Annotated in this window: 21 protein-coding genes; 12 read left to right on the top strand and 9 right to left on the bottom strand. The window is 72.3% G+C overall.

Annotated elements, in window-relative coordinates:
- Positions 1–329: 329 nt before the first annotated feature.
- Both GJQ66_RS08340 and GJQ66_RS08335 read right to left on the bottom strand, forming a co-directional pair.
- Positions 330–1,259, bottom strand: coding sequence for a hypothetical protein (locus tag GJQ66_RS08340; protein WP_155048870.1), 930 nt, complete (start codon positions 1,257–1,259; stop codon positions 330–332).
- A gap of 58 nt (positions 1,260–1,317) precedes the next feature.
- A complete protein-coding gene (locus tag GJQ66_RS08335; protein WP_155048869.1) occupies positions 1,318–2,016 on the bottom strand; it encodes a GNAT family N-acetyltransferase in 699 nt (232 codons plus the stop codon).
- Between the two features lie 73 nt (positions 2,017–2,089).
- Here GJQ66_RS08335 and GJQ66_RS08330 point away from each other — a divergent pair, with 73 nt between their 5' ends.
- The 4 genes from GJQ66_RS08330 to GJQ66_RS08315 all read left to right on the top strand — a co-directional run bounded on the left by GJQ66_RS08330 (position 2,090) and on the right by GJQ66_RS08315 (position 5,703).
- Positions 2,090–2,680, top strand: a complete 591-nt coding sequence (locus GJQ66_RS08330) for a TIGR00730 family Rossman fold protein (protein ID WP_155048868.1) — start codon at positions 2,090–2,092, stop codon at positions 2,678–2,680.
- Between the two features lie 40 nt (positions 2,681–2,720).
- Positions 2,721–4,229 (top strand): hypothetical protein, encoded by a 1,509-nt coding sequence (locus GJQ66_RS08325; protein WP_155048867.1) that lies wholly within the window; start codon positions 2,721–2,723, stop codon positions 4,227–4,229.
- 57 nt (positions 4,230–4,286) lie between these two features.
- On the top strand, positions 4,287–4,922 hold the full coding sequence (locus tag GJQ66_RS08320; protein WP_155048866.1) for a phosphatase PAP2 family protein: 636 nt from the start codon (positions 4,287–4,289) through the stop codon (positions 4,920–4,922).
- Between the two features lie 109 nt (positions 4,923–5,031).
- Positions 5,032–5,703, top strand: coding sequence for a YceI family protein (locus tag GJQ66_RS08315; protein ID WP_368732813.1), 672 nt, complete (start codon positions 5,032–5,034; stop codon positions 5,701–5,703).
- A 4-nt stretch (positions 5,704–5,707) separates the two neighbouring features.
- On the opposite strand, the gene GJQ66_RS08310 is transcribed toward GJQ66_RS08315, so the two are convergent.
- Positions 5,708–6,073, bottom strand: coding sequence for a helix-turn-helix domain-containing protein (locus GJQ66_RS08310; protein ID WP_155048865.1), 366 nt, complete (start codon positions 6,071–6,073; stop codon positions 5,708–5,710).
- A gap of 95 nt (positions 6,074–6,168) precedes the next feature.
- On the opposite strand from GJQ66_RS08310, the gene GJQ66_RS08305 reads away from it, so the two are divergent.
- Positions 6,169–7,020: an SDR family oxidoreductase gene (locus GJQ66_RS08305; protein WP_155048864.1), complete on the top strand. Its 852-nt coding sequence runs from the start codon at positions 6,169–6,171 to the stop codon at positions 7,018–7,020.
- Between the two features lie 143 nt (positions 7,021–7,163).
- Here the strand turns inward: GJQ66_RS08305 and GJQ66_RS08300 are convergent, their stop codons facing one another.
- The 3 genes from GJQ66_RS08300 to GJQ66_RS08290 form a co-directional block, all read right to left on the bottom strand.
- Entirely contained in the window at positions 7,164–7,547 is a 384-nt protein-coding gene (locus GJQ66_RS08300) for a DUF779 domain-containing protein (protein ID WP_155048863.1), read from the bottom strand.
- Complete coding sequence (locus tag GJQ66_RS08295) at positions 7,547–9,094, bottom strand: aldehyde dehydrogenase family protein (RefSeq protein ID WP_155048862.1); 1,548 nt, start codon at positions 9,092–9,094, stop codon at positions 7,547–7,549. The genes GJQ66_RS08300 and GJQ66_RS08295 overlap by 1 nt, the downstream gene beginning before the upstream one ends.
- 88 nt (positions 9,095–9,182) lie before the next feature.
- A complete protein-coding gene (locus GJQ66_RS08290) occupies positions 9,183–10,463 on the bottom strand; it encodes a GAF domain-containing protein (protein WP_155048861.1) in 1,281 nt (426 codons plus the stop codon).
- A 144-nt stretch (positions 10,464–10,607) separates the two neighbouring features.
- On the opposite strand from GJQ66_RS08290, the gene purL reads away from it, so the two are divergent.
- The 4 genes from purL to GJQ66_RS08270 are packed head-to-tail and all read left to right on the top strand — an operon-like array spanning position 10,608 to position 14,283.
- Entirely contained in the window at positions 10,608–12,917 is a 2,310-nt protein-coding gene (purL, locus tag GJQ66_RS08285) for a phosphoribosylformylglycinamidine synthase subunit PurL (protein WP_368732812.1), read from the top strand.
- Positions 12,917–13,096 (top strand): hypothetical protein, encoded by a 180-nt coding sequence (locus GJQ66_RS08280; RefSeq protein WP_230379461.1) that lies wholly within the window; start codon positions 12,917–12,919, stop codon positions 13,094–13,096. Before purL ends, GJQ66_RS08280 begins: the two co-directional genes overlap by 1 nt.
- Positions 13,097–13,100: 4 nt before the next feature.
- A complete protein-coding gene (locus GJQ66_RS08275; RefSeq protein WP_155048859.1) occupies positions 13,101–13,793 on the top strand; it encodes a hypothetical protein in 693 nt (230 codons plus the stop codon).
- A 16-nt stretch (positions 13,794–13,809) separates the two neighbouring features.
- Positions 13,810–14,283, top strand: coding sequence for an ASCH domain-containing protein (locus GJQ66_RS08270; protein WP_155048858.1), 474 nt, complete (start codon positions 13,810–13,812; stop codon positions 14,281–14,283).
- Positions 14,284–14,286: 3 nt separating this feature from the next.
- Here GJQ66_RS08270 and ald read toward each other — a convergent pair whose 3' ends face one another.
- On the bottom strand, positions 14,287–15,384 hold the full coding sequence (gene ald, locus GJQ66_RS08265) for an alanine dehydrogenase (protein WP_155048857.1): 1,098 nt from the start codon (positions 15,382–15,384) through the stop codon (positions 14,287–14,289).
- A gap of 114 nt (positions 15,385–15,498) precedes the next feature.
- Here ald and GJQ66_RS08260 point away from each other — a divergent pair, with 114 nt between their 5' ends.
- On the top strand, positions 15,499–16,008 hold the full coding sequence (locus GJQ66_RS08260; protein ID WP_155048856.1) for an Lrp/AsnC family transcriptional regulator: 510 nt from the start codon (positions 15,499–15,501) through the stop codon (positions 16,006–16,008).
- A 33-nt stretch (positions 16,009–16,041) separates the two neighbouring features.
- Positions 16,042–16,377 (top strand): hypothetical protein, encoded by a 336-nt coding sequence (locus GJQ66_RS08255; RefSeq protein ID WP_155048855.1) that lies wholly within the window; start codon positions 16,042–16,044, stop codon positions 16,375–16,377.
- Between the two features lie 66 nt (positions 16,378–16,443).
- On the opposite strand, the gene GJQ66_RS08250 is transcribed toward GJQ66_RS08255, so the two are convergent.
- Together GJQ66_RS08250 and argG are read right to left on the bottom strand one after the other, a co-directional pair.
- Complete coding sequence (locus GJQ66_RS08250; protein ID WP_155048854.1) at positions 16,444–16,848, bottom strand: VOC family protein; 405 nt, start codon at positions 16,846–16,848, stop codon at positions 16,444–16,446.
- Between the two features lie 165 nt (positions 16,849–17,013).
- Positions 17,014–18,447, bottom strand: coding sequence for an argininosuccinate synthase (gene argG / locus GJQ66_RS08245; RefSeq protein WP_155048853.1), 1,434 nt, complete (start codon positions 18,445–18,447; stop codon positions 17,014–17,016).
- An 87-nt stretch (positions 18,448–18,534) separates the two neighbouring features.
- On the opposite strand from argG, the gene GJQ66_RS08240 reads away from it, so the two are divergent.
- Positions 18,535–19,062 carry a hypothetical protein gene (locus tag GJQ66_RS08240; protein WP_155048852.1) on the top strand — a complete coding sequence of 176 codons (528 nt, stop codon included), beginning with the start codon at positions 18,535–18,537 and terminating at the stop codon, positions 19,060–19,062.
- Positions 19,063–19,093 lie beyond the last annotated feature (31 nt).

Raw genomic sequence — 19,093 nt, 5'->3', positions numbered from 1 at the left:
CGCGACGAGCGAGTCGGCCTCGCCCGTGTTCACGGCGAGGGAGGACGGGAAGCCGCTCATGACGCCGATGTCCTCGTGGCCCGCGCGCACGGCCTCGATCACGGCGGACTAGCTCGGCACCTCGGTGACCTCGACGGTCATGCCGGTCTCCTCCTCGAGGAGCGCCTTCATGGCGTCGACGGGGGTCTCGACGGTCGGGTCGTCACTGAGGGGCAGGGCGGCGAAGCGGATGACGTCGTCGTCCGCGGATGCGTCGCCTGCCGTGCCCGCGCAGCCGGTGAGGACGATCGCGGATCCTGCGGCGAGCGCGCAGGCGGCGAGGGGCGGGCTCAGCGCCCCGGCCAGGTGAGGTCGGCGTCCTCGGGGATGCGGTGCGCCTCGAGGCCCGGATCGGCGACGAGCGCCGCGATCAGCTCCTCGGATCCGGCCACGATCGTCGAGTCGAGGTCGATCTCGCTCGCGAGCACCCAGGCCCGGTCGTCGGGCCACACGAGGCTCGGCGAGTGCACGTGCAGCGGCTCGGCCCACGGCACGTTGTCCGCCCAGGCGGGGTCCGCCCACTCCGCGGGCGCCGCGCGGAAGAGCACATGCCCGCGGCCCGGCAGCTCCAGGCGCGGGCCGCGGGAGATCTCGTCCGAGAGCACGCCGGGCTGCCACACGCCCTTGCGGAAGACGTTGTTGAACGCGTCGCGGTAGCTCTCGCGGAGGAACTCGCCGTGGTGGGCGTCGTCCCCGGCCGAGGCGGCGAGGATCCGCGAGGCGTGCGTGCCGACGAATCCCAGGAGCCCGCCCCAGCCCTCCCAGATCGCCGCGTACCCGGATCCGGGGGTGCCGGTGTGCGCCACGAGGTGCCGGGCGGCCGCGGCGAGCGCGGCGGGGTCGAGCACACCCTCCTCGGGGGCCTCGTACCGCCAGCCCGCGCCGTCGCGGAGGTCCGACTCGGGGGCCTGCGGGTCCGTGCCGACGAGGTGATCCCACTGCACGAGCGGCCCGGGGGTCGTGCCGAAGGCGCGGGCGACGTCGGCCCAGGACACACGCTCGGCGTCGACCTCGGGGCGCTCGGCGAGGAAGCGCTCCCACCCGTCCGTGTCGCCCTCCTCCGGCCACGCGCCGCGCACGGGGCGCTCGCGGAAGGCGGGGTGGAAGATCCGCGCGTAGGCGGCGAAGCCCCGCGGCACGAACAGCCCGATCGACCAGGTGTCGGGATCCAGGCGCTCGCGGATCCAGGATCCCGCGGTGACGTCGCTCGTCCACTCCATGCGCCCAGCGTAGAGGGGGTGCGGATCCGAGTCACGGTGACTCGGATCCGCCGCGGGCTCAGGGCACGCGCACCCGGATGAACGGCGTCTTCCGGCGCACCTCGAACCCCAGCTTCTCGTACGCCGCGACGGCGCCGGTATTAGCGGCGGAGGCGTGCAGGAACGGGCGATCGCCGCGCGCGCGGATGTGGGCGATGACGTCGAGAACGAGCCGGGAGGCGAGGCCCTGGCGGCGGTAGGCCGCGTCGGTCGAGACCGCGCTGATCTCGGTCCACCCGGCCGGGTGCAGTCGCTCGCCGGCCATCGCGACGAGGCGGCCCTCGCGGCGGATCCCGACGTAGCGCCCCAGCTCGTGCGTGCGGGCGAGGAAGGGGCCGGGCTGGTTGCGCCCGACGATCGCGAGCATGTCCGCGACGTCGTCCGCCCCGAGCTCCACGGCCGCCGGATCGGCAGCCCCGGCGGCGCGGTCCGTCGCGACCAGCTGCAGGCCGTTCCCGCGCGAGAGCTCGTCCCAGCCCGCGGGGAGGGTCGGATCCGCGTGCGAGATGAGGAACTCGGATCCGGATCCGTGCAGCTCCCCCAGCGCATCCCACACGCCGGGCTCGCCCCACGACGCGACGCCCGTGAACGGCGAGACGTCGGCGGGGTAGGTGCGGGCGAGATCGCCGCCCCGCGCGAAGCCCGCGTGCGCGCCCGTGAGGGCGGACCAGGCGGGGGCATCGAGCGCGGCGTCGGCGAGGGGGAGGGTGGTGCTCATGGGATCCCTTCGGGTGCGGCGTGGGCTGCAACCGTGGCACGCTACGCCGCATTCCCGCCCCTACGCTGGGAGCATGTCCGCCATTACCCGCGTCACCGTCTTCACCGGATCCTCCCCCGGCGCCTCGCCCGCCTACCGCGCGGCGGCCGAGGAGGTCGGGTCGGCGATCGCCGCGGCCGGCATGGGCGTCGTGTACGGCGGCGGCAATGTGGGCCTCATGGGCGCGGTCGCGACGGCCGCGTCGCGGGCGGGCGGCGAGGTCATCGGCGTGATCCCGACCGCGCTGGTGGACAAGGAGCTCGCGCACGAGGACCTGACGCGCCTCGAGGTCGTCGACAACATGCACGAGCGCAAGATGCGCATGGCCCACCTGGGCGGGGCGTTCGTCGCGCTCCCGGGCGGCATCGGCACGCTCGAGGAGTTCTTCGAGGCGTGGACGTGGCTGCAGCTCGGGATCCACGACAAGCCGATCGCGCTGTACGACGTGGGCGGGTTCTGGCGGCCGCTGCTCGAGATGGTCGACCGGCTCGTCGCGGAGGGCTTCGTCGCGGCGCACTTCCGCGACGCGCTCATTGTCGCCGAGACGCCCGAGGGGCTCCTGGCGCAGCTCGAGGCCTGGGAGCGCCCGACGCCGAAGTGGGAACAGCCCGCCGCGTCGGCGTGAGGGGCCCGGCGTTGTCGGGGGCATGGGGTATCACGGACACGTGAGCCTCGACATCTACGCCCCCGTCATCCACGGGATCGGGGTGCGCAGCCACGAGGACTTCGCGGAGGAGTCGGTCGCGGCCATCGCCGCCCACCTCGACGCGTCCCCCACCGGGTGGGAGCGGGTGGCGTGCCCCGCTGGCTGCGCGCAGTTCGCGGCCGGACACGCGCACCTGCGCGGCGCCGACGGCCTCGGCCTCGTCGTGGATCCGCTGGTGTGGTTCGACGTCGTCGACCAGCCGCCAAGGTGGCGCGTGGCGTGGTGGTTCCTGCGCGCGCTGTTCGTGCTGTGCGCCGTGCACCTGCTCGTGAACGGCCAGGTGCTCGCCGAGGGCCCGACGCGCCCCGTCCGCGACCTGCCGGCGTACCTCTGGCGGGCCGTGCGCGCGATGGCGTGGATCCTCGTTCTCGGCGCGTTCGCCGTTGCCCTCGCGCTGCCCCTCACCCTCGCGGTCGCGCTCGTGCCGAAGGCGCGCTCGCTCGCCGTCGACGCTCTGGGATGGACGAGCGACCCGGACACGCGTCGCGACGTCTCGGGCCGCGTCTCGTCCCGCGTCGCGGCCGTCGACGCCGCGCACACGGTGCTCATCGGCCACTCGCAGGGCGGCGCGATCGCCGCGAACATCTCGCGCGACCTCGATCCCGCCCGCACGACGCTCATCACGATGGGCACGGGGCAGGCGCTCCTCGCCCCCATCAGCGCAACGCTGCACGTGGGGTGGGCGTCGATCGCGGCGCTCGCGGCCTCGATCGTCGTCTACGTCGCCGCCGCCGCGGTGCTCATGCGGTGGCTCGTCGCGGCGGCCTTCGCGCTCGTGTCGACGGCGATCCTCGGCGCGCTTGAGCTCGGCGCGGCGGTCTGGCGCGCCACGACCGACCGGGCCGAGGCGCTCGCGCACCTCGGGGAGGCGCGGCGGCTGGTCACCGACCTCGCGACGACCCTCGTCCTGTCCCCCGACGTGCTCGCGACCCTCCTGTCCATCCCGCCGATCGCCGCCGCGGTCCTCGTGTACGCGCGGATCTTCGCGCCCGCCGTCGCGGAGATCCGCGACCTCTGTCACCCGGCCGCGCGCGGGGTCGACCTGTGCGCGACGTTCGACTTCGTCTCGCACCCCTTCACGGTGCTCGGCGCGCGCCGGCGGATCCGCCGCGTCCCCCAGTCTGCGTCGATTGCCGACCACCTGCGCTACTTCCCCAACTCCACCGAGGTGCTCGCCGCGATCGACCGCGAGATCTCGACGCTCGGCGTCGGCCGCCACCGCGACACGGAGGCTGCCCGCGCGGGCCGCGAGGTGCGCGGCCTCGTGCGCGCGCTCCGCGTGACGCGGGCGATCGCCGCCGCGGCCGCCGCGACTGCAGGGTTTCTCGCGACGGGCGCCCTCACGCCCGCGCTCGCGACCGGATACGCGGCCTACCTCACCGCGACGGCTCTGAAACAGTGGCGCTGGACGTCCGCGCAGCGGGCGTTCCGCGCCGCGCGGGAGCGCGCCTCGGCCGCGGGCGGATAGCGCATGCTCCGCGATCCGGTGGCGGCGCGGCGCGCGCCAGACGCCATACTCGTTCACATGGATCCGCGACGACTCGGCTGGTGGGGGGGCGCCTCGCTCGCCCTCGCGACCGCGCTCGGCGTCATCCTCATGCTCGGGTACGAGGATCCGCCGGGGTTCGATCAGTGGTGGAACGACACGGTGATCCTGCGGCGCTCGGACGCCGCGATCGCCTTCGCGCAGGCGCTCGACCGGCTCGGCGGCGGCTGGTTCGCCGTCCTCGTCTCCCCGCTGGGCATCATCGCGGCGCTCGTCATCGCCCGTCGCTGGCGCGGCGCGCTCTTCGCCGCCGGGTCCTTCGCGCTGAGCGCCGTGGTCGTGCAGCTCCTCAAGAGCCTCGTCGCGCGCGCCCGCCCCGAGGACATGCTCGTCGCGAGCGACTTCGGGTCCTTCCCCTCGGGTCACACGGCCAACGCCACGACCATCGCGGTCGTGCTCGTGCTCCTCTTCCCCCGCCTCTGGGTGGCGCTCGCCGGCGCCGCGTGGGTGCTCGCCATGGCCTACTCGCGCACGCTGCTCTCCGTGCACTGGGTCACGGACACGCTCGGCGGGACCCTCGTCGGCGCGGGGGTGCCGCTCGTCCTCGCGGGGTTCCTCCTCCCCTGGGCGTGGCGCCACGCGCCGCGCCGCCCGCGGGCCGCGGCTCGCGAGTGAGGCCGCCGGCCGCCGCGAGGGCTCACAGAAATTTCATCACCGACAGCACGCACCCGCACGCATCAACGAGACATGATGGAGGCCCTCCCCGCCACCGAGATGAGGCCGCGTGACGACAAAGACGAAGATCCTGGTCGCCTCCGCCGCGGCACTCGTGGTGCTCGTCGCCGCGGCGCTCGTCGCGGGCCCCCGCCTCTACGCGTCGTGGGCCGAGGGCCGCGCGGGCGACGCGCCCACGAACACGATCGACGGCCCCGTCCCCGACGAGGCCGCGGAGTACACCGGCACGCTGACCGTGTCGGACGGATCCGTGGCGGGCTACCGCGTCGACGAGGTGCTGCAGGGCGAAGACGTGACGGTGCGCGGGTCGACCGACCAGGTCACGGGCGAGGCCAGCGTCACCGACGGCACGCTGACGGACGTCACGATCGAGGTCGACGTCGCCAGCATCGAGACCGACTCCGAACAGCGGGACGCGTATTTCCGCTCCACCGCGCTGGAGACCGATCAGTTCCCGACCGCGACGTTCACCCTCACCGAGCCCGCCGAACTCGAGGCCGGGAACGACACCGTCGTCCTCACGGGCACTTTCGAGATCCACGGCGTGACCCAGCCCGCCGAGGTGACGGCGCACGTCGCGGCCGACGGCGACATCGTGCAGGTGGCGGGCGAGATCCCGCTCATCTTCGCGGACTACGGGGTCGCCGCACCCAACCTCGGGTTCGTGTCGGTCGAGGACGAGGGCAGCATCGAGTTCGCGCTCGTGCTTGCCGCCGAGTAGGGGCTCAGCGGCGCGCGACCATGGTCTCCGCGTGGTCCGCGACCCAGCCGAGGAGAGGCAGCATGCGGTCCATCAGGTCACGCCCGAGCGGCGTGAGGCGGTACTCGACGTGCGGCGGCACCTGGGGCAGGGACTCGCGGTGCACGAGCCCGTCGGCGGCGAGCGTGCGGAGCGTGGAGGCGAGCATCTTCTCGCTGATGCCGCCGACCTCGCGCCGCAGCTCGCTCCAGCGCAACGTGCCATCAGACAGCGCGGCGAGCACGAGCACGCCCCACTTGCTCATGATGTGATCCAGCACGACGCGCGTCCCGCATCCCTCGTCGAAAGTGCGGGGGGCGGATCCGCGGATCTCCGCAAAACTGACGCTCATGTGGGTACCTTACTCAAAAGTAGGTACCCGCGAACGGGAAGTGTGGTGGCCCGGGGCGCGTTGTCGCCCGTGACCGCCTACGAAAGGAACCACCCATGACGATCCTCGTTACCGGCGCCACCGGCCAGCTCGGCCGCCTCGTCGCCGACGCCCTCCTCGCTCGCGGCGCCTCGGCGGCCGACATCCGCCTCGGCGCGCGCGACGTCGCGAAGGCCGCCGACCTGGCGGAGCGCGGCTTCGAGGTCGCGCACCTCGACTACGACGACGCCGCCTCGGTCGCGAGCGCCGTCGCGGGCGCCGACGCCGTGCTCCTCATCTCCGGCAGCGCGGTCGGCCAGCGCGTGCCGCAGCACCGCGCGGTCATCGACGCGGCGGCCGCGGCGGGCGTGACGAAGCTCGTCTACACGAGCGTGACGAAGGCGACGACGACCGACCTGCTGCTCGCCCCCGAGCACAAGGCGACGGAGGAAGCGATCGCCGCGAGCGGCGTGCCCGCCGTCATCCTCCGCAACGGCTGGTACACGGAGAACTATGCGGGCGACGTCGCGCAGGCCGCCGAGTCGGGCGCCATCGCGAAGTCGGCCGGCGACGGCCGCGTCGCCTCCGCCGCGCGCCGCGACTTCGCCGAGGCCGCGGCCGTCGTGCTCCTCGAGGACGGCCACGTCGGCGAGATCTACGAGCTGGCCGGCGACGAGGCGTGGTCGTTCGACGACCTGGCCGCCGCCGCGACCGAGATCACGGGGCGCGAGGTGGTCTACCGCCGCCTGACGCTGGAGGAGCAGACCGCGGCGCTCACCGAGGCCGGCCTCGACGCGGGCACGATCGGCTTCCTCACGGGCCTCGACCAGAACATCGCCGCGGGCGACCTCGCGTTCACGGACGGCACGCTCGCGCGCCTGATCGGCCGCCCCACCACGCCGCTCACGGCCGCCCTCCGCGCGGCGTAGCCCCTTCTATGTCCACATTTCTCCGACAAGTCTCCCCGCTGAGCGGGGAGACTTGTCGGAGAAATGTGGACATAGCGCCTCGGGCGGCATGCACGAACGTCACGTACGGAGCCTTACGCACCGGGGCGCCGGCGGCGGGGCGGTCACGCCGGGTTGAGGGTGGACGATTCCTCGTCCGTGAGGAGGCGGGAGCGGATGAGAAACCTCTTGCCCGTCGGGCCCTCGACGCTGAACCCCGCCCCGCGCCCGTCCACGACGTCGATCGTGAGGTGGGTGTGCTTCCAGTACGCGAACTGGCTCTCCGACATGAAGACCTCGATCGGCTCGTCGAGCCCGACGTCGACGGATCCGAGCAGCACATCGCTCGGCCCCGTCACGAACATGCCGCGCGGGTAACACATGGGGGCGGATCCGTCGCAGCATCCACCCGACTGGTGGAACATCAGGGGCCCGTGCTGCGCCGTGAGCGAGCGCAGGAGGGCGGCGGCCTCGTCCGAGACCGCCACCCTCTCCGGCTTCTCGGTCATCAGAACAGGCCCGCGGGCCCCTCCGCGTAGGACACGAGGAGGTTCTTCGTCTGCTGGTAGTGCTCCATCATCTTGAGGTGGTTCTCCCGCCCGATCCCCGACTGCTTGTACCCGCCGAACGCGGCATGCGCGGGGTACTGGTGATAGGTGTTCGTCCACACGCGGCCCGCCTCGATCGCGCGGCCCGCCCGGTAGCACGTGTCCGCGCTGCGGCTCCAGACGCCCGCCCCGAGGCCGTAGAGAGTGTCGTTCGCCGTCCGGATCGCGTCGTCGTAGTCGGCGAAGCTCGCCACGGACACGACGGGTCCGAAGATCTCCTCCTGGAAGATACGCATGTCGTTCGATCCCTCGAACACGGTCGGGGCGATGTAGAAGCCGCCCGAGAGGTCGCCGCCGAGGTCGACCGGCTCGCCGCCCGTGAGCACCTTCGCGCCCTCCTTCTTGCCGATGTCGATGTAGGACAGGATCTTCTCGAACTGGTCGTTCGAGGCCTGCGCGCCGATCATGGTCGCGGGATCCAGCGGGTTGCCCTGCACGATCTTGCCCACGCGCTCGAGACCCGCCCCGAGGAACCGGTCGTAGATCGATTTCTGGATGAGGGCCCGCGAGGGGCAGGTGCACACCTCGCCCTGGTTGAGGGCGAACATCGCGAAGCCCTCCTGCGCCTTCTGGAAGTACGCGTCGTCCGCGGCCGCGACGTCCTCGAAGAAGATGTTGGGGCTCTTGCCTCCGAGCTCGAGCGTCACGGGGATGAGGTTCTGCGACGCGTACTGCATGATGAGCCGGCCGGTCGTCGTCTCGCCGGTGAAGGCGACCTTGCGGATCCGCTTGTGCGACGCGAGCGGCGCGCCCGCCTCGATCCCGAAGCCGTTGACGATGTTCACGACCCCCGCGGGGAGGAGGTCGCCGATCAGCTCGAAGAGGAACAGGATCGACGCGGGCGTCTGCTCGGCCGGTTTGAGCACGACGCAGTTGCCCGCGGCGAGCGCGGGCGCGAGCTTCCACACCGCCATGAGGATCGGGAAGTTCCACGGGATGATCTGGCCGACGACGCCCAGCGGCTCGTGGAAGTGATAGGCGACGGTGTTCTCGTCGAGCTGGCTGAGGGATCCCTCCTGCGCCCGCAGCACGCCCGCGAAGTACCGGAAGTGGTCGATCGCGAGCGGGATGTCGGCGGCGAGCGTCTCGCGCACGGGCTTGCCGTTGTCCCACGTCTCCGCGACGGCGATCGACTCGAGGTTCTGCTCCATGCGGTCCGCGATCTTGTTGAGGATGATCGCGCGCTCGGCGGGGCTCGTCCGCTTCCACCCCTCGAAGGCCTTCCACGCGGTGTCGACGGCGCGGTCGACGTCGGCCGCCGTCCCGCGCGCGATCTCGGTGAAGGGCTTGCCCGTCACGGGCGTGATGTTCTCGAAGTACTCGCCGCCCGCCGGGTCCACGAACTCCCCGCCGATGTAGTGGCCATATCGGGGCCGATAGGTGGCGCGGGATCCGGGCTGGCCCGGGGCCGCGTAGGTGCTCGAGACGCCTTCTTCGACAATGGTCATCGCTGTCTCCCTTGACTGCGTTGCGCGGCCTCGTCGCCGCGCTTGCGCGCCACGCTACGCCCCGGGAGGTTGCGGGCGGTTGCGGCGCCTATCCGCCGAGGGCCTCGAGGCGTGCGACGAGGCCCGCGCGCCGCGGCGAGCGCGGCGGGAGCATCCCGAGCGCGAGGCGCATCGCCTCCACGTCGTCCGCGCCCACGTCCGTGCGCAGGTAGGCCAGCAGCGCGTCCGTCCCCGCGTCGTCCAGCATCGTCGCGCGCAGGGTGGCGCGGATCCGGTCCCGCAGCTCGGCGACGCCGGGCGCGAGGGATCCGGGGAGCGGATCCCCCTCCCACGCGGCGACGGCGACCCGGTGCGCGCCCCGGTCGAGCAGCGACGTCAGCCCCTCGGCGTCCGTCTCGAGCGCGCCCGTCAACCGGTAGGGGCGCGAGGCGATCTCGAGCCCCGGCGCGGCCCCCGCGAGGACGCGGCGCAGGCGCACCACCTCGGGCCGGAGGGTGCCGACGGCCCGCGGATCCCCGTAGACGCGCTCCGCGAGCTGCTCGGCGGAGAGGCCCGCGCGGTGGGTCGCGAGCATGAGGAGGATCTCCGCGTGGCGCGCGCTCAGCTCGAGGACGGATCCGCCCGCCTGGAGCGCCCCGCGGTCCCGCCCGAGCACACGGAGGAGCGCGGGGGTCGCGGCACGGCGCCGCGGGGGTGCGGGCTGCGCGCGCATGCGGGCGATGAGGAGATCGCTCTCGACGGCGCGGACAGTCGCGTCGACGAGCAGCTGGGCCTGCGGCGCCGCGGCCAGGTCCCGTCCCGTGACGTCGATGACGCCGATGATCGCGCCCGTCTCTGGATCCCGCACGGGGGCGGCCGTGCACGACCACGGGCGCACGTGGCGGTTGAAGTGCTCGGCGCCGCGCACCTGCACGGAGCGCCCGAGCGCGAGCGCCGTACCCGGCGCGGCCGTGCCGACGCGCGCCTCCGACCAGTTGGCCCCCTCGACGAACCCCGATTCCCCGACGAGCCGGCGCACGGCGCGGTCGCCCTCGATCCACAGCAGGCGCCCCGCGGCGTCGCCGATCGCGACGACGACGCCCGAGCCTTCCGCGTCCCCCGGCAGGAGGAGCCCGCGGATCGTGTCGATCACCGGAGCGAGCGGATGCGCGCTGCGGTGATCCGCCAGCTCCCCGCCCGAGAAGTCGAGGGTGGGGAGGCCGTCGGGCGCGACGAGCAGGCCGCGGGAGCGGACCCAGGACGCGCGCACGAGTTCGCGGACTTCGCCGAGGCGCGGATCCTCGTCGTGCCCGGCGAGCAGCTCGTCGCGCGCGCGCTCGATCGCCACGCGCGGGGGCGTGGGTCCGGCATCGGCCCAGGGCGAGGGCATCGGCGCTCCGATCTCGACGGTGAGGGAGGCGGTGGCCCCGAGCGTAGGCGCTCCGCGGGCCCCGGTCCACCCCCGGCCACGCCGGGCGGCGCGCCCATCTAGACTGAAGCCGTCCCGCCCCACCGCACTCCTGGAGCCGCACGCGTGAGCATCGAACACGTCGCCGACACCGTCTCTGACGCCGCCGCCACCCCCGAGCGGGAGCAGCCCTACGAGGCGCTCGGCCTCAAGGCCGACGAGTACGCGCAGATCCGCGAGATCCTGGGCCGCCGCCCGACCTCGGGCGAGCTCGCGATGTACTCCGTCATGTGGTCGGAGCACTGCTCGTATAAGTCGAGCAAGAAGTACCTTCGCCGCTTCGGCGAGAAGGTCACCGACGAGATGCGCGAGCGCCTCATGGTCGGCATGGGCCAGAACGCCGGCGTCGTCGACGTGGGCGAGGGCTGGGCGGTCACGTTCAAGGTGGAGAGCCACAACCACCCCTCCTACATCGAGCCGTTCCAGGGCGCGGCCACGGGCGTCGGCGGCATCGTCCGCGACATCATCTCGATGGGCGCGCGCCCCGTCGCCGTCATGGACCAGCTGCGCTTCGGCGCGATCGACGACCCCGACACGGCGCGCGTCGTGCACGGCGTCACCGCGGGCATCAGCTCGTACGGCAACTGCCTCGGCCTGCCGAACATCGGCGGCGAGACCGTCTTCGACTCCTGTTACCAGGCCAACCCGCTCGTGAACGCGCTCGCGGTCGGCGTCATGCGCCACGAGGACATCCGCCTCGCGAACGCGACGGGCGTGGGCAACAAGGTCGTTCTCTTCGGCGCCCGCACGGGCGGCGACGGCATCGGCGGCGCCTCGATCCTCGCGTCCGACTCGTTCAGCGACGGCGGCCCGACCAAGCGCCCGGCCGTCCAGGTCGGCGACCCGTTCGCCGAGAAGGTCCTCATCGAGTGCTGCCTCGAGCTGTACGCGGGCGAGCTCGTCGAGGCGATCCAGGACCTGGGCGCCGCGGGCATCTCCTGCGCGACGAGCGAGCTGGCCGCGAACGGCGGATCCGGCATGAACGTCGAGCTCACGAACGTGCTGCTCCGGGACCCCTCGCTCACGGCGGAGGAGATCCTCATGAGCGAGTCGCAGGAGCGCATGATGGCGATCGTCGCGCCCGAGAAGCTCGACGCGTTTCTCGCCGTCACCGGCAAGTGGGACGTCGAGACGAGCGTGCTCGGCGAGGTCACGGGCGACGGCCGCCTCGTCATCACGTGGGAAGGCGAGACCATCGTCGACGTCGACCCCTCGACGGTCGCGGTCGACGGGCCGGTCTACGACCGCCCGGTCGCGTACCCGGCGTGGCTCGACGCGCTGCAGGACGACTCGGCGGGCGCGCTGCCCCGCTCGAACGACCCCGCGGTGCTGAAGGACCAGTTCGCGCAGCTCGTCGGCAGCCCGAACCTCGCCGACACGAGCTGGATCACGAACCAGTACGACTACTACGTGCTCGGCAACACGGCCCTGTCGTTCCCGGACGACGCGGGCATGATCCGCGTGGACGAGGAGTCGGGGCTCGGGTTTGCGATCGCGACCGACGCGAACGGCCGGTTCTGCCAGCTGGATCCGTACGCCGGCGCCCAGATCGCGCTCGCGGAGGCGTACCGCAACGTCGCCGTCACGGGCGCCGTGCCGACCGCGGTCACCGACTGCCTGAACTTCGGCAGCCCGGAGAACCCCGAGGTCATGTGGCAGTTCTCGCAGGCCGTGGACGGCCTGTCGGACGCGTGCCAGGAGCTCGCGGTGCCCGTCACGGGCGGCAACGTCTCGTTCTACAACCAGACGGGCGACGCCCCGATCCACCCGACCCCCGTCGTCGGCGTGCTCGGCATCATCGACGACGTGTCGCGCCGGATCCCGAGCGGCTGGCAGGACGCGGGCGAGAACATCTACCTGCTCGGCGTGACGGCGAACGAGCTGAGCGGATCCGCCTGGGCGGACGTCATCCACTCGCACCTCGGCGGCAAGCCCCCGGTCGTGGACTTCGACGGCCACAAGCGCCTCGCGGGCCTGCTGCAGGCGGCGCGCGACGAGTGGCTCATCTCGAGCGCGCACGACCTGTCCGAGGGCGGCCTCGCGCTCGCGCTCGCGGAGGGCGTGATGCGCTTCGGCGTCGGCGCCCGCGTGTGGCTGACGGAGCTCATGGAGCGCGACGGCGTCGACCTCGCCAACGCGCTGTTCGCCGAGTCGACCGGCCGCGTGCTCGTGACCGTGCCCCGCGAGGAGGACGTGAAGTTCCGCGGCCTGTGCGAGGGCCGCGGCTACCCCGTGCTCCGCATCGGCGTCACGGACACGGAGCCCGACCTCGAGATCCAGGACACCTTCACGTTCGCGGCCTCCGAGCTGCGCGCGATGTCCGCCGCGACCCTCCCGGCGCACTTCGGCCCGACCGTCGCGGAGCCGGTGGCGTGATGGATCCGGAACGCGAGCGCCTCGAGGTGCCGCCCGAGCTCGAGGGCGGCACGGACGACATGACCGAATCGCGGCTGTATCGTCGCAACCGGCGGATCCGCGGCGTCGCCTGGGTCGTGGTGATCTCGCTGATCATCGCGGGCGGCGGATCCACGATCCTCCTCACCCTCTTCGGCTAACACCATGGAGGCGTTCTTCGACTTCCTCGGCGGATACTGGTGGCTCGCGTTCCCGCTGATGGGGGTCGTCGCGCCGCTCGGCTCCTGGTGGTCGAAGAACCAGAAGGAGCGTCACGAGCGCCGGCTCGAGGTGATGCGCACGAAGGCCGAGCTGGCTCAGGCGCGGCCGGCGGATCCCCGTCAGCTCGCCGAGGACGAGGCCGCGGGGCGGCAGCGCCGCGTCGCCCGCCTCCTGGAGGCGCACGACGACGTGGCGCGCCGGTGGCTCGACTACGAGCTGGACCCGGCGAAGCTCATCGCCTTTCCCGCCATGAGCGACGGGCGCGACCCCCGCACGGCCGCCTTCCTGCGCGCCAAGCGGGTGGCCGACGGGCTCCGGCCCTCCTCGGCGGACGAGCGGATCGACGCGGAGACCTACGCTGAGTACCGCGACGCGGTGCACGACGCGGAGGTGGCGTTCGACGTCGCGGAGCAGGAGGCGCGCCGCGTGCGCGACTCCGGCTTCACGGAGGCCGAGCGGCAGCGGCTCGCCCGCGCCCAGCAGCTCCTGTCGGTGGCGCTCGACCAGTCCGCGACGGCTGCCGAACGCCAGAGCGCCTACCGTCGGGTGCGCGACGAGCTCGACGGCCTCATCGTCCTCTCCGACGACGCCGTGGCGCACCTGAAGCACCGCATCGCGGGCGAGCTGTCGCCCTGACCCCACCCGGAGCACCATGCCGACACCCGCCGAGATCGCCGCGTTCTGGGGCGCCGCCCGTGCCGCCGTTCCCGCCCTCCCCATGGATGCGCCCGCGCCCGACCGTGTGTGGAGCTTCGGCGCGACGGCCGCACACGCGGACGACCTCCTCGCGCTCGTGCTGGCCGGGACCAAGACCGGCACCGCCGGATACCTGTGGGAGTACGAGCAGACCGGCGAGGCCGTCACGCGCGTCGGCGATCTCGACGTCATCCTCGACGGATCCGGGGCGCCCCGCGCCGTGATCGAGACGACGGCGGTCGAGGTGGTGCCCTTCCACGAGGTGACCGCGGAGCACGCCTTCGCCGAGGGCGAGGACGACCGCACCCTCGCGTCGTGGCGCGACATCCACCGGCGCTTCTACGAGGACTACGTCGACGTCGACCGCCCCTTCGACGATTCGATGCCGATCGTGTGCGAGCGGTTTCGGGTGGTGTTCCGCGCGGGGTGAGTCTCAGCTCGCCAGCGCGTAGCCGAGCGCGGCCGCGACGCCCGCGTTCGTGACGCGACCGCCGCGCACGTTCAGCCCGCGGGCGAGGGCCGGATCCGCCTCCGCCGCCGCGTCCCAGCCGGCGCGCGCGATCCTCTGCACGTAGGGCAGCGTCGCGTTCGTCAGCGCGTGCGTCGAGGTCGCGGGCACCGCGCCCGGCATGTTCGCGACGCAGTAGTAGACGCTGTCGTGCACGGCGAACGTGGGCTCGTCGTGCGTCGTGGCGTGCGACCCCTCGAAGCACCCGCCCTGGTCGATCGCGATGTCGACGAGGACCGACCCGGGCTTCATGCCCGCGACCATGTCGTCCGTGACGAGCTTCGGCGCCGCGGCACCCGGGATGAGGACGGATCCGATCACGAGGTCGGCGCGCTCGAGCGACTCGGCGATCGCGTACCGCGTGGAGTGGCGCGTGACGAGGCCGTTGCCGTAGCGCGCCTCGAGGGCGCGCAGGCGGTCGAGATCCACGTCGAGCACCGTGACGCGGGCGCCGAGGCCGAGCGCGTTGGCGGCCGCGTGCTCGCCCGCCACGCCGCCGCCGATGACGACGACCTCGGCGCGCGGGACGCCGGCGACGCCGCCGAGCAGCGTCCCGCGCCCGCCCTGCGCGCGCATGAGGTGGTAGGCGCCGACCGTGATCGACAACCGGCCGGCGACCTCGCTCATCGGCGTGAGGAGGGGGAGCGACCGGTCGGCGCGCTGCACGGTCTCGTACGCGATCGCGGTGGTGCCCGCGGCGGCGAGCGCGTCCGTGAGCGGCTTGTCGGCGGCGAGGTGCAGGTAGGCGAAGAGCGTGAGGTCCTCGCGGAGGAAGCCGTACTCGCTCGCGACGGGCTCCTTGACCTTCACCAGGAGCTCCGCGGCGGCCCAGGTCGACGCCGCGTCGGGGAGGATCGTCGCGCCCGCGGCGGCGTAGTCGGCATCGGCGATGCGGGATCCGGCACCCGCCCCCGCCTGCACGAAGACCTCGTGCCCGTCCCGGACGAGCGCGTCGACGCCGGCGGGCGTCAGGGCGACGCGGTTTTCATTGTTCTTCACCTCGGTGGGCACGGCGATCTTCATAGGGGCTCCTCGTGGGGGGCGGACTGTTCCTGGAGGATCGCAGGCTCTTCGTTTCCGGTAGGTAAATGCCGTAGTTTCTTCGCTTGTGAGGCGTCCTTAGATAGAATTCAGCGCATGACGGGCGATTCTCTCCCCTCGGATCCGAAGGTCCTGCGGCCGGTCTCGCTCGACGACACCGACCGCCAGATCGTGCGGATCCTCAGCCGCGACGCGCGCACCTCGAACGCCGACGTCGCGGCGGCCGTCGGCATCGCACCGTCGACCGCGCACGCGCGCACGCGGGCGCTCGTGGACCGCGGCGTCATCCGGGGCTTCCACGCGAGCGTGGATCACGGCCGACTGGGGCGCGGCCTGCAGGCCATGATCGGGGTGACGCTGCGCGGCGGGACCCGGCACGACAGCATCGTGACCTTCATCGACGAGGTGAAGGAACTTCCGCCGGTGCTGCAGCTGTTCTTCCTCGGCGGGACGGACGACTTCATGGTGCACATCGCGGTCGCCGACTCGAGCGAGGTGCGGCAGTTCGTCGTCGAGAACCTCTCGACCGAACCGTTCGTCGCCTCGACGCGCACGAGCATCATCTTCGAGTACCACCGGCGGGGCGTCGCCGCCGGCTTCCGATGAGCGCGGGCGGCCGCGCCGGGCTACCCTGACGCCATGTCGAAGAAGGGCAAGAAGGGCAAGAAGGCGAAGCGGGCCGACGCGGAGGCGGCGGCGAAGAAGGCCCGCAAGAAGGCGAAGAAGCGCGACGCCCCTTCGCCCGACGGCGCGGACACGAAAAAGCGCGGCGGGTCGGCGAGCAAGAAGAAGCACAAGGCGAAGGCAAAGAAGCGGACGCCGAAGAAGAAGTGCTGTGCGTCGAAGCCCCGCTGCACGCGCTGCCCGATCCGCATGCTCAAGGAGGGGCGCCTGGATCCGGCCGACGCGAAGGTGCTCTTCGCCAACGCCCGCAACCGCTCCCAGCTCGAGCGCGAGGCGGCATCGCGGCCCTGAGCCGGCGCGGGCCCGGGCGCGCCGCTCAGGCCGCGGCGACGGCGCGGAGCGCCCTGCGTCGCCCGGTCAGCCGGCCTGACCGCCCTCGATCATCCACCCCACGCCGAAGCGGTCGGTGAACTGCCCGAAGTAGCTGCCCCACGGCGCCTGGTCGAACGACATCGTCACGTTCCCTCCGGCCGAGAGCCCGTCGAAGGCGCGGCGCAGCTCGTCGGCGTCGTCGCCGTACAGGATGACGTCGATGCGGGATCCGCCGCGCTCCCCCTCGCTGTCCGCCGCCATGATCGCGACGCCCTCGGAGACATCGAGCTGGCCGTGCATGACCCAGTCGGGCTGGCCGCCCATACCCTCCATGGGCATGTCGCTGTAGCGCGTGATCTCGAGCGAGCCGCCGAGCACGCCGTGATAAAAAGCCAACGCCTCCGCGGCCTCGCCCGCGAAGCCGATGTAGGACGTGATCCGAACCGCCATGATGTCCTCGTCGCGTACGGCCGGGCCCGTCGCCCAGCCCCCGCGAGGATCATCCCCGACCCGCCCCGCACGCGAAAGGGGACCGCCCCTAAGTCCACAATTCTCCGGTAAGTCTCACCCTGATCAGGGTGAGACTTACCGGAGAATTGTGGACTTGCGTGGGGCTTAGTCGGTGCCGGCGTCGAACGCCGCCGCCTCGCCGACGCTGTCGAGCGCCTCGGCGGCGTCGGTGTCGCCCGGGACCACGCTCTGCGTGATGGCGCGGGCCTCGCCCTGCTCGAGCTCGCCGATGAGGTCGCCCGTCGTACCGCCGATCATGCCGCGAGAGACGTAGCCCTCGAGGCGGGCGCGCGAGTCGGCGATGTCGAGGTTGCGCATCGTGAGCTGGCCGATGCGGTCGCCGGGGCCGAAGGCGGCGTCGCCGACGCGCTCCATCGACAGCTTCTCGCCCGCGTACGACAGCGCCGGGCCCGTCGTGTCGAGGACCGTGTAGTCCTCGCCGCGGCGCAGGCGGATCGTGACGGATCCGGTGATCTCGGATCCAACCCACTTCTGGATCGACTCGCGCAGCATAAGCGACTGCGGCTCGAGCCACCGCCCCTCGTACATGAGGCGGCCGAGCTTGCGGCCGAGCTCGTGGTAGGTCTCGAGGGTGTCCTCGTTGACGATCGCGTTGAGCAGGCGCTCGTACGCGATGTGCAGCAAGGCCATGCCGGGCGCCTCGTAGATGCCGCGGCTCTTGGCCTCGATGATGCGGTTCTCGATCTGGTCGCTCATGCCGAGCCCGTGGCGGCCGCCGATGGCGTTGGCCGTGAGGACGAGCTGGACGGCGTCGGCGAACTCCTCGCCGTTGATCGCGACGGGGCGGCCGCGATCGAAGGTCACGGTGACGTCCTCGGTGGCGATCTCGACGGCCGGATCCCAGAACCGCACCCCCATGATCGGGTCGACGATCTCGAGCGAGACGTCGAGGTCCTCGAGCGTCTTCGCCTCGTGCGTGGCGCCCCAGATGTTGGCGTCCGTCGAGTAGGCCTTCTCGGCCGAGTCGCGGTACGGGTAGCCGTGCGCGACGAGCCACTCGCTCATCTCCTGGCGGCCGCCCAGCTCGCTCACGAAGCGCGCGTCGAGCCACGGCTTGTAGATCTTCAGGCGCGGGTTCGCGAGCAGCCCGTAGCGGTAGAAGCGCTCGATGTCGTTGCCCTTGTAGGTGGATCCGTCGCCCCAGATCTCGACGCCGTCCTCCTTCATCGCGCGCACGAGGAGCGTGCCGGTCACGGCGCGACCGATGGGCGTCGTGTTGAAGTAGGTGCGCCCGCCCGAGCGGATGTGGAAGGCGCCGCACGCCAGCGCGGAGAGGCCCTCCTCGACCATGAGGGGCTTGCAGTCGATCATGCGCGAGTTTTCCGCGCCGTACTGCAGGGCGCGCTCCGGGATCGACGCGATGTCGTCCTCGTCGTACTGCCCGAGGTCGCCCGTATAGGTGTAGGGCACGGCGCCCGCGTCGCGCATCCACGCGACGGCGCAGGAGGTGTCGAGACCTCCGGAGAAGGCGATGCCGACGCGCTCGCCGACGGGCAGGTTCTCAAGGACGTTCGACATATAACGAAGTCTAGACTTCCCCGTGAACTCCTGACGAAAGCGCGCGCACCGCGGGTAGCCTGGGAGGACACGCGTGTGGGAGGACTCATGGCCAGGAAACGGCGCGGCGGCATCGTGCTCGGCGCCCTCGGCGGCGTGCTCGTCCTCGGCGGAGCGGCGATCCTCGCGGGCGTCGCGTTCGCCCCCGAGCAGGTGGAGCGCACGTACGGCGCCGTCAAGACCTCGATCGACAAGACTGTCGACGAGGTCCAGGAGCAGGTCTTCGAGGAGCTGCCGACGGTGACGATCGGCGTCGAGGGCGGCCTGGCCGAGCTCGACCGGTGTGACGGCACCTTCACGATCATGCGGTCCTACGAGCGCGAGGGCGTCCCCGAGACGGGCGCGGCCCACAACAACTGCGGCGGCGACGTCCTGCTCGCCTGGGACGAGGGTCAGAAGATCCGCATCGCGGGCCGCGACGAGGTCTACGAGGTCGTCGACATCCGGTACACCTCCAAGATCTGGTCGAGCACCGACGACCTCGTCGGCCTGGGCGGCGACATCGCCCTGCAGAGCTGCTTCTACGGGGAGGACCGCATGAAGTTCGTCGGCCTCGCCCCCGTCGAGGAGTCCTGACCGGGCATTGCTCCCTCGCGCGCGCGGCCGG

Source organism: Microbacterium sp. ZXX196 (assembly GCF_009709595.1).
Lineage (GTDB): Bacteria > Actinomycetota > Actinomycetes > Actinomycetales > Microbacteriaceae > Microbacterium > Microbacterium excoecariae.
The sequence above is the reverse complement of the archived record's forward strand: the minus strand, read 5'-3'. Positions and strand labels throughout refer to the sequence as shown.

Bases quoted from the DNA above. Each gene is read 5' to 3' on its own strand.
- GJQ66_RS08270 (WP_155048858.1), top strand. From the start codon at position 13,810: ATGCCGACACCCGCCGAGATCGCCGCGTTCTGGGGCGCCGCCCGTGCC.
- GJQ66_RS08310 (WP_155048865.1), bottom strand. From the start codon at position 6,073: ATGAGCGTCAGTTTTGCGGAGATCCGCGGATCCGCCCCCCGCACTTTC.
- ald (WP_155048857.1), bottom strand. From the start codon at position 15,384: ATGAAGATCGCCGTGCCCACCGAGGTGAAGAACAATGAAAACCGCGTC.
- GJQ66_RS08295 (WP_155048862.1), bottom strand. From the start codon at position 9,094: ATGACCATTGTCGAAGAAGGCGTCTCGAGCACCTACGCGGCCCCGGGC.
- GJQ66_RS08300 (WP_155048863.1), bottom strand. From the start codon at position 7,547: ATGACCGAGAAGCCGGAGAGGGTGGCGGTCTCGGACGAGGCCGCCGCC.
- GJQ66_RS08260 (WP_155048856.1), top strand. From the start codon at position 15,499: ATGACGGGCGATTCTCTCCCCTCGGATCCGAAGGTCCTGCGGCCGGTC.
- GJQ66_RS08240 (WP_155048852.1), top strand. From the start codon at position 18,535: ATGGCCAGGAAACGGCGCGGCGGCATCGTGCTCGGCGCCCTCGGCGGC.
- GJQ66_RS08255 (WP_155048855.1), top strand. From the start codon at position 16,042: ATGTCGAAGAAGGGCAAGAAGGGCAAGAAGGCGAAGCGGGCCGACGCG.
- GJQ66_RS08330 (WP_155048868.1), top strand. From the start codon at position 2,090: ATGTCCGCCATTACCCGCGTCACCGTCTTCACCGGATCCTCCCCCGGC.
- GJQ66_RS08320 (WP_155048866.1), top strand. From the start codon at position 4,287: ATGGATCCGCGACGACTCGGCTGGTGGGGGGGCGCCTCGCTCGCCCTC.
- argG (WP_155048853.1), bottom strand. From the start codon at position 18,447: ATGTCGAACGTCCTTGAGAACCTGCCCGTCGGCGAGCGCGTCGGCATC.
- GJQ66_RS08340 (WP_155048870.1), bottom strand. From the start codon at position 1,259: ATGGAGTGGACGAGCGACGTCACCGCGGGATCCTGGATCCGCGAGCGC.
- GJQ66_RS08280 (WP_230379461.1), top strand. From the start codon at position 12,917: ATGGATCCGGAACGCGAGCGCCTCGAGGTGCCGCCCGAGCTCGAGGGC.
- GJQ66_RS08275 (WP_155048859.1), top strand. From the start codon at position 13,101: ATGGAGGCGTTCTTCGACTTCCTCGGCGGATACTGGTGGCTCGCGTTC.
- GJQ66_RS08335 (WP_155048869.1), bottom strand. From the start codon at position 2,016: ATGAGCACCACCCTCCCCCTCGCCGACGCCGCGCTCGATGCCCCCGCC.
- GJQ66_RS08290 (WP_155048861.1), bottom strand. From the start codon at position 10,463: ATGCCCTCGCCCTGGGCCGATGCCGGACCCACGCCCCCGCGCGTGGCG.
- GJQ66_RS08250 (WP_155048854.1), bottom strand. From the start codon at position 16,848: ATGGCGGTTCGGATCACGTCCTACATCGGCTTCGCGGGCGAGGCCGCG.
- GJQ66_RS08305 (WP_155048864.1), top strand. From the start codon at position 6,169: ATGACGATCCTCGTTACCGGCGCCACCGGCCAGCTCGGCCGCCTCGTC.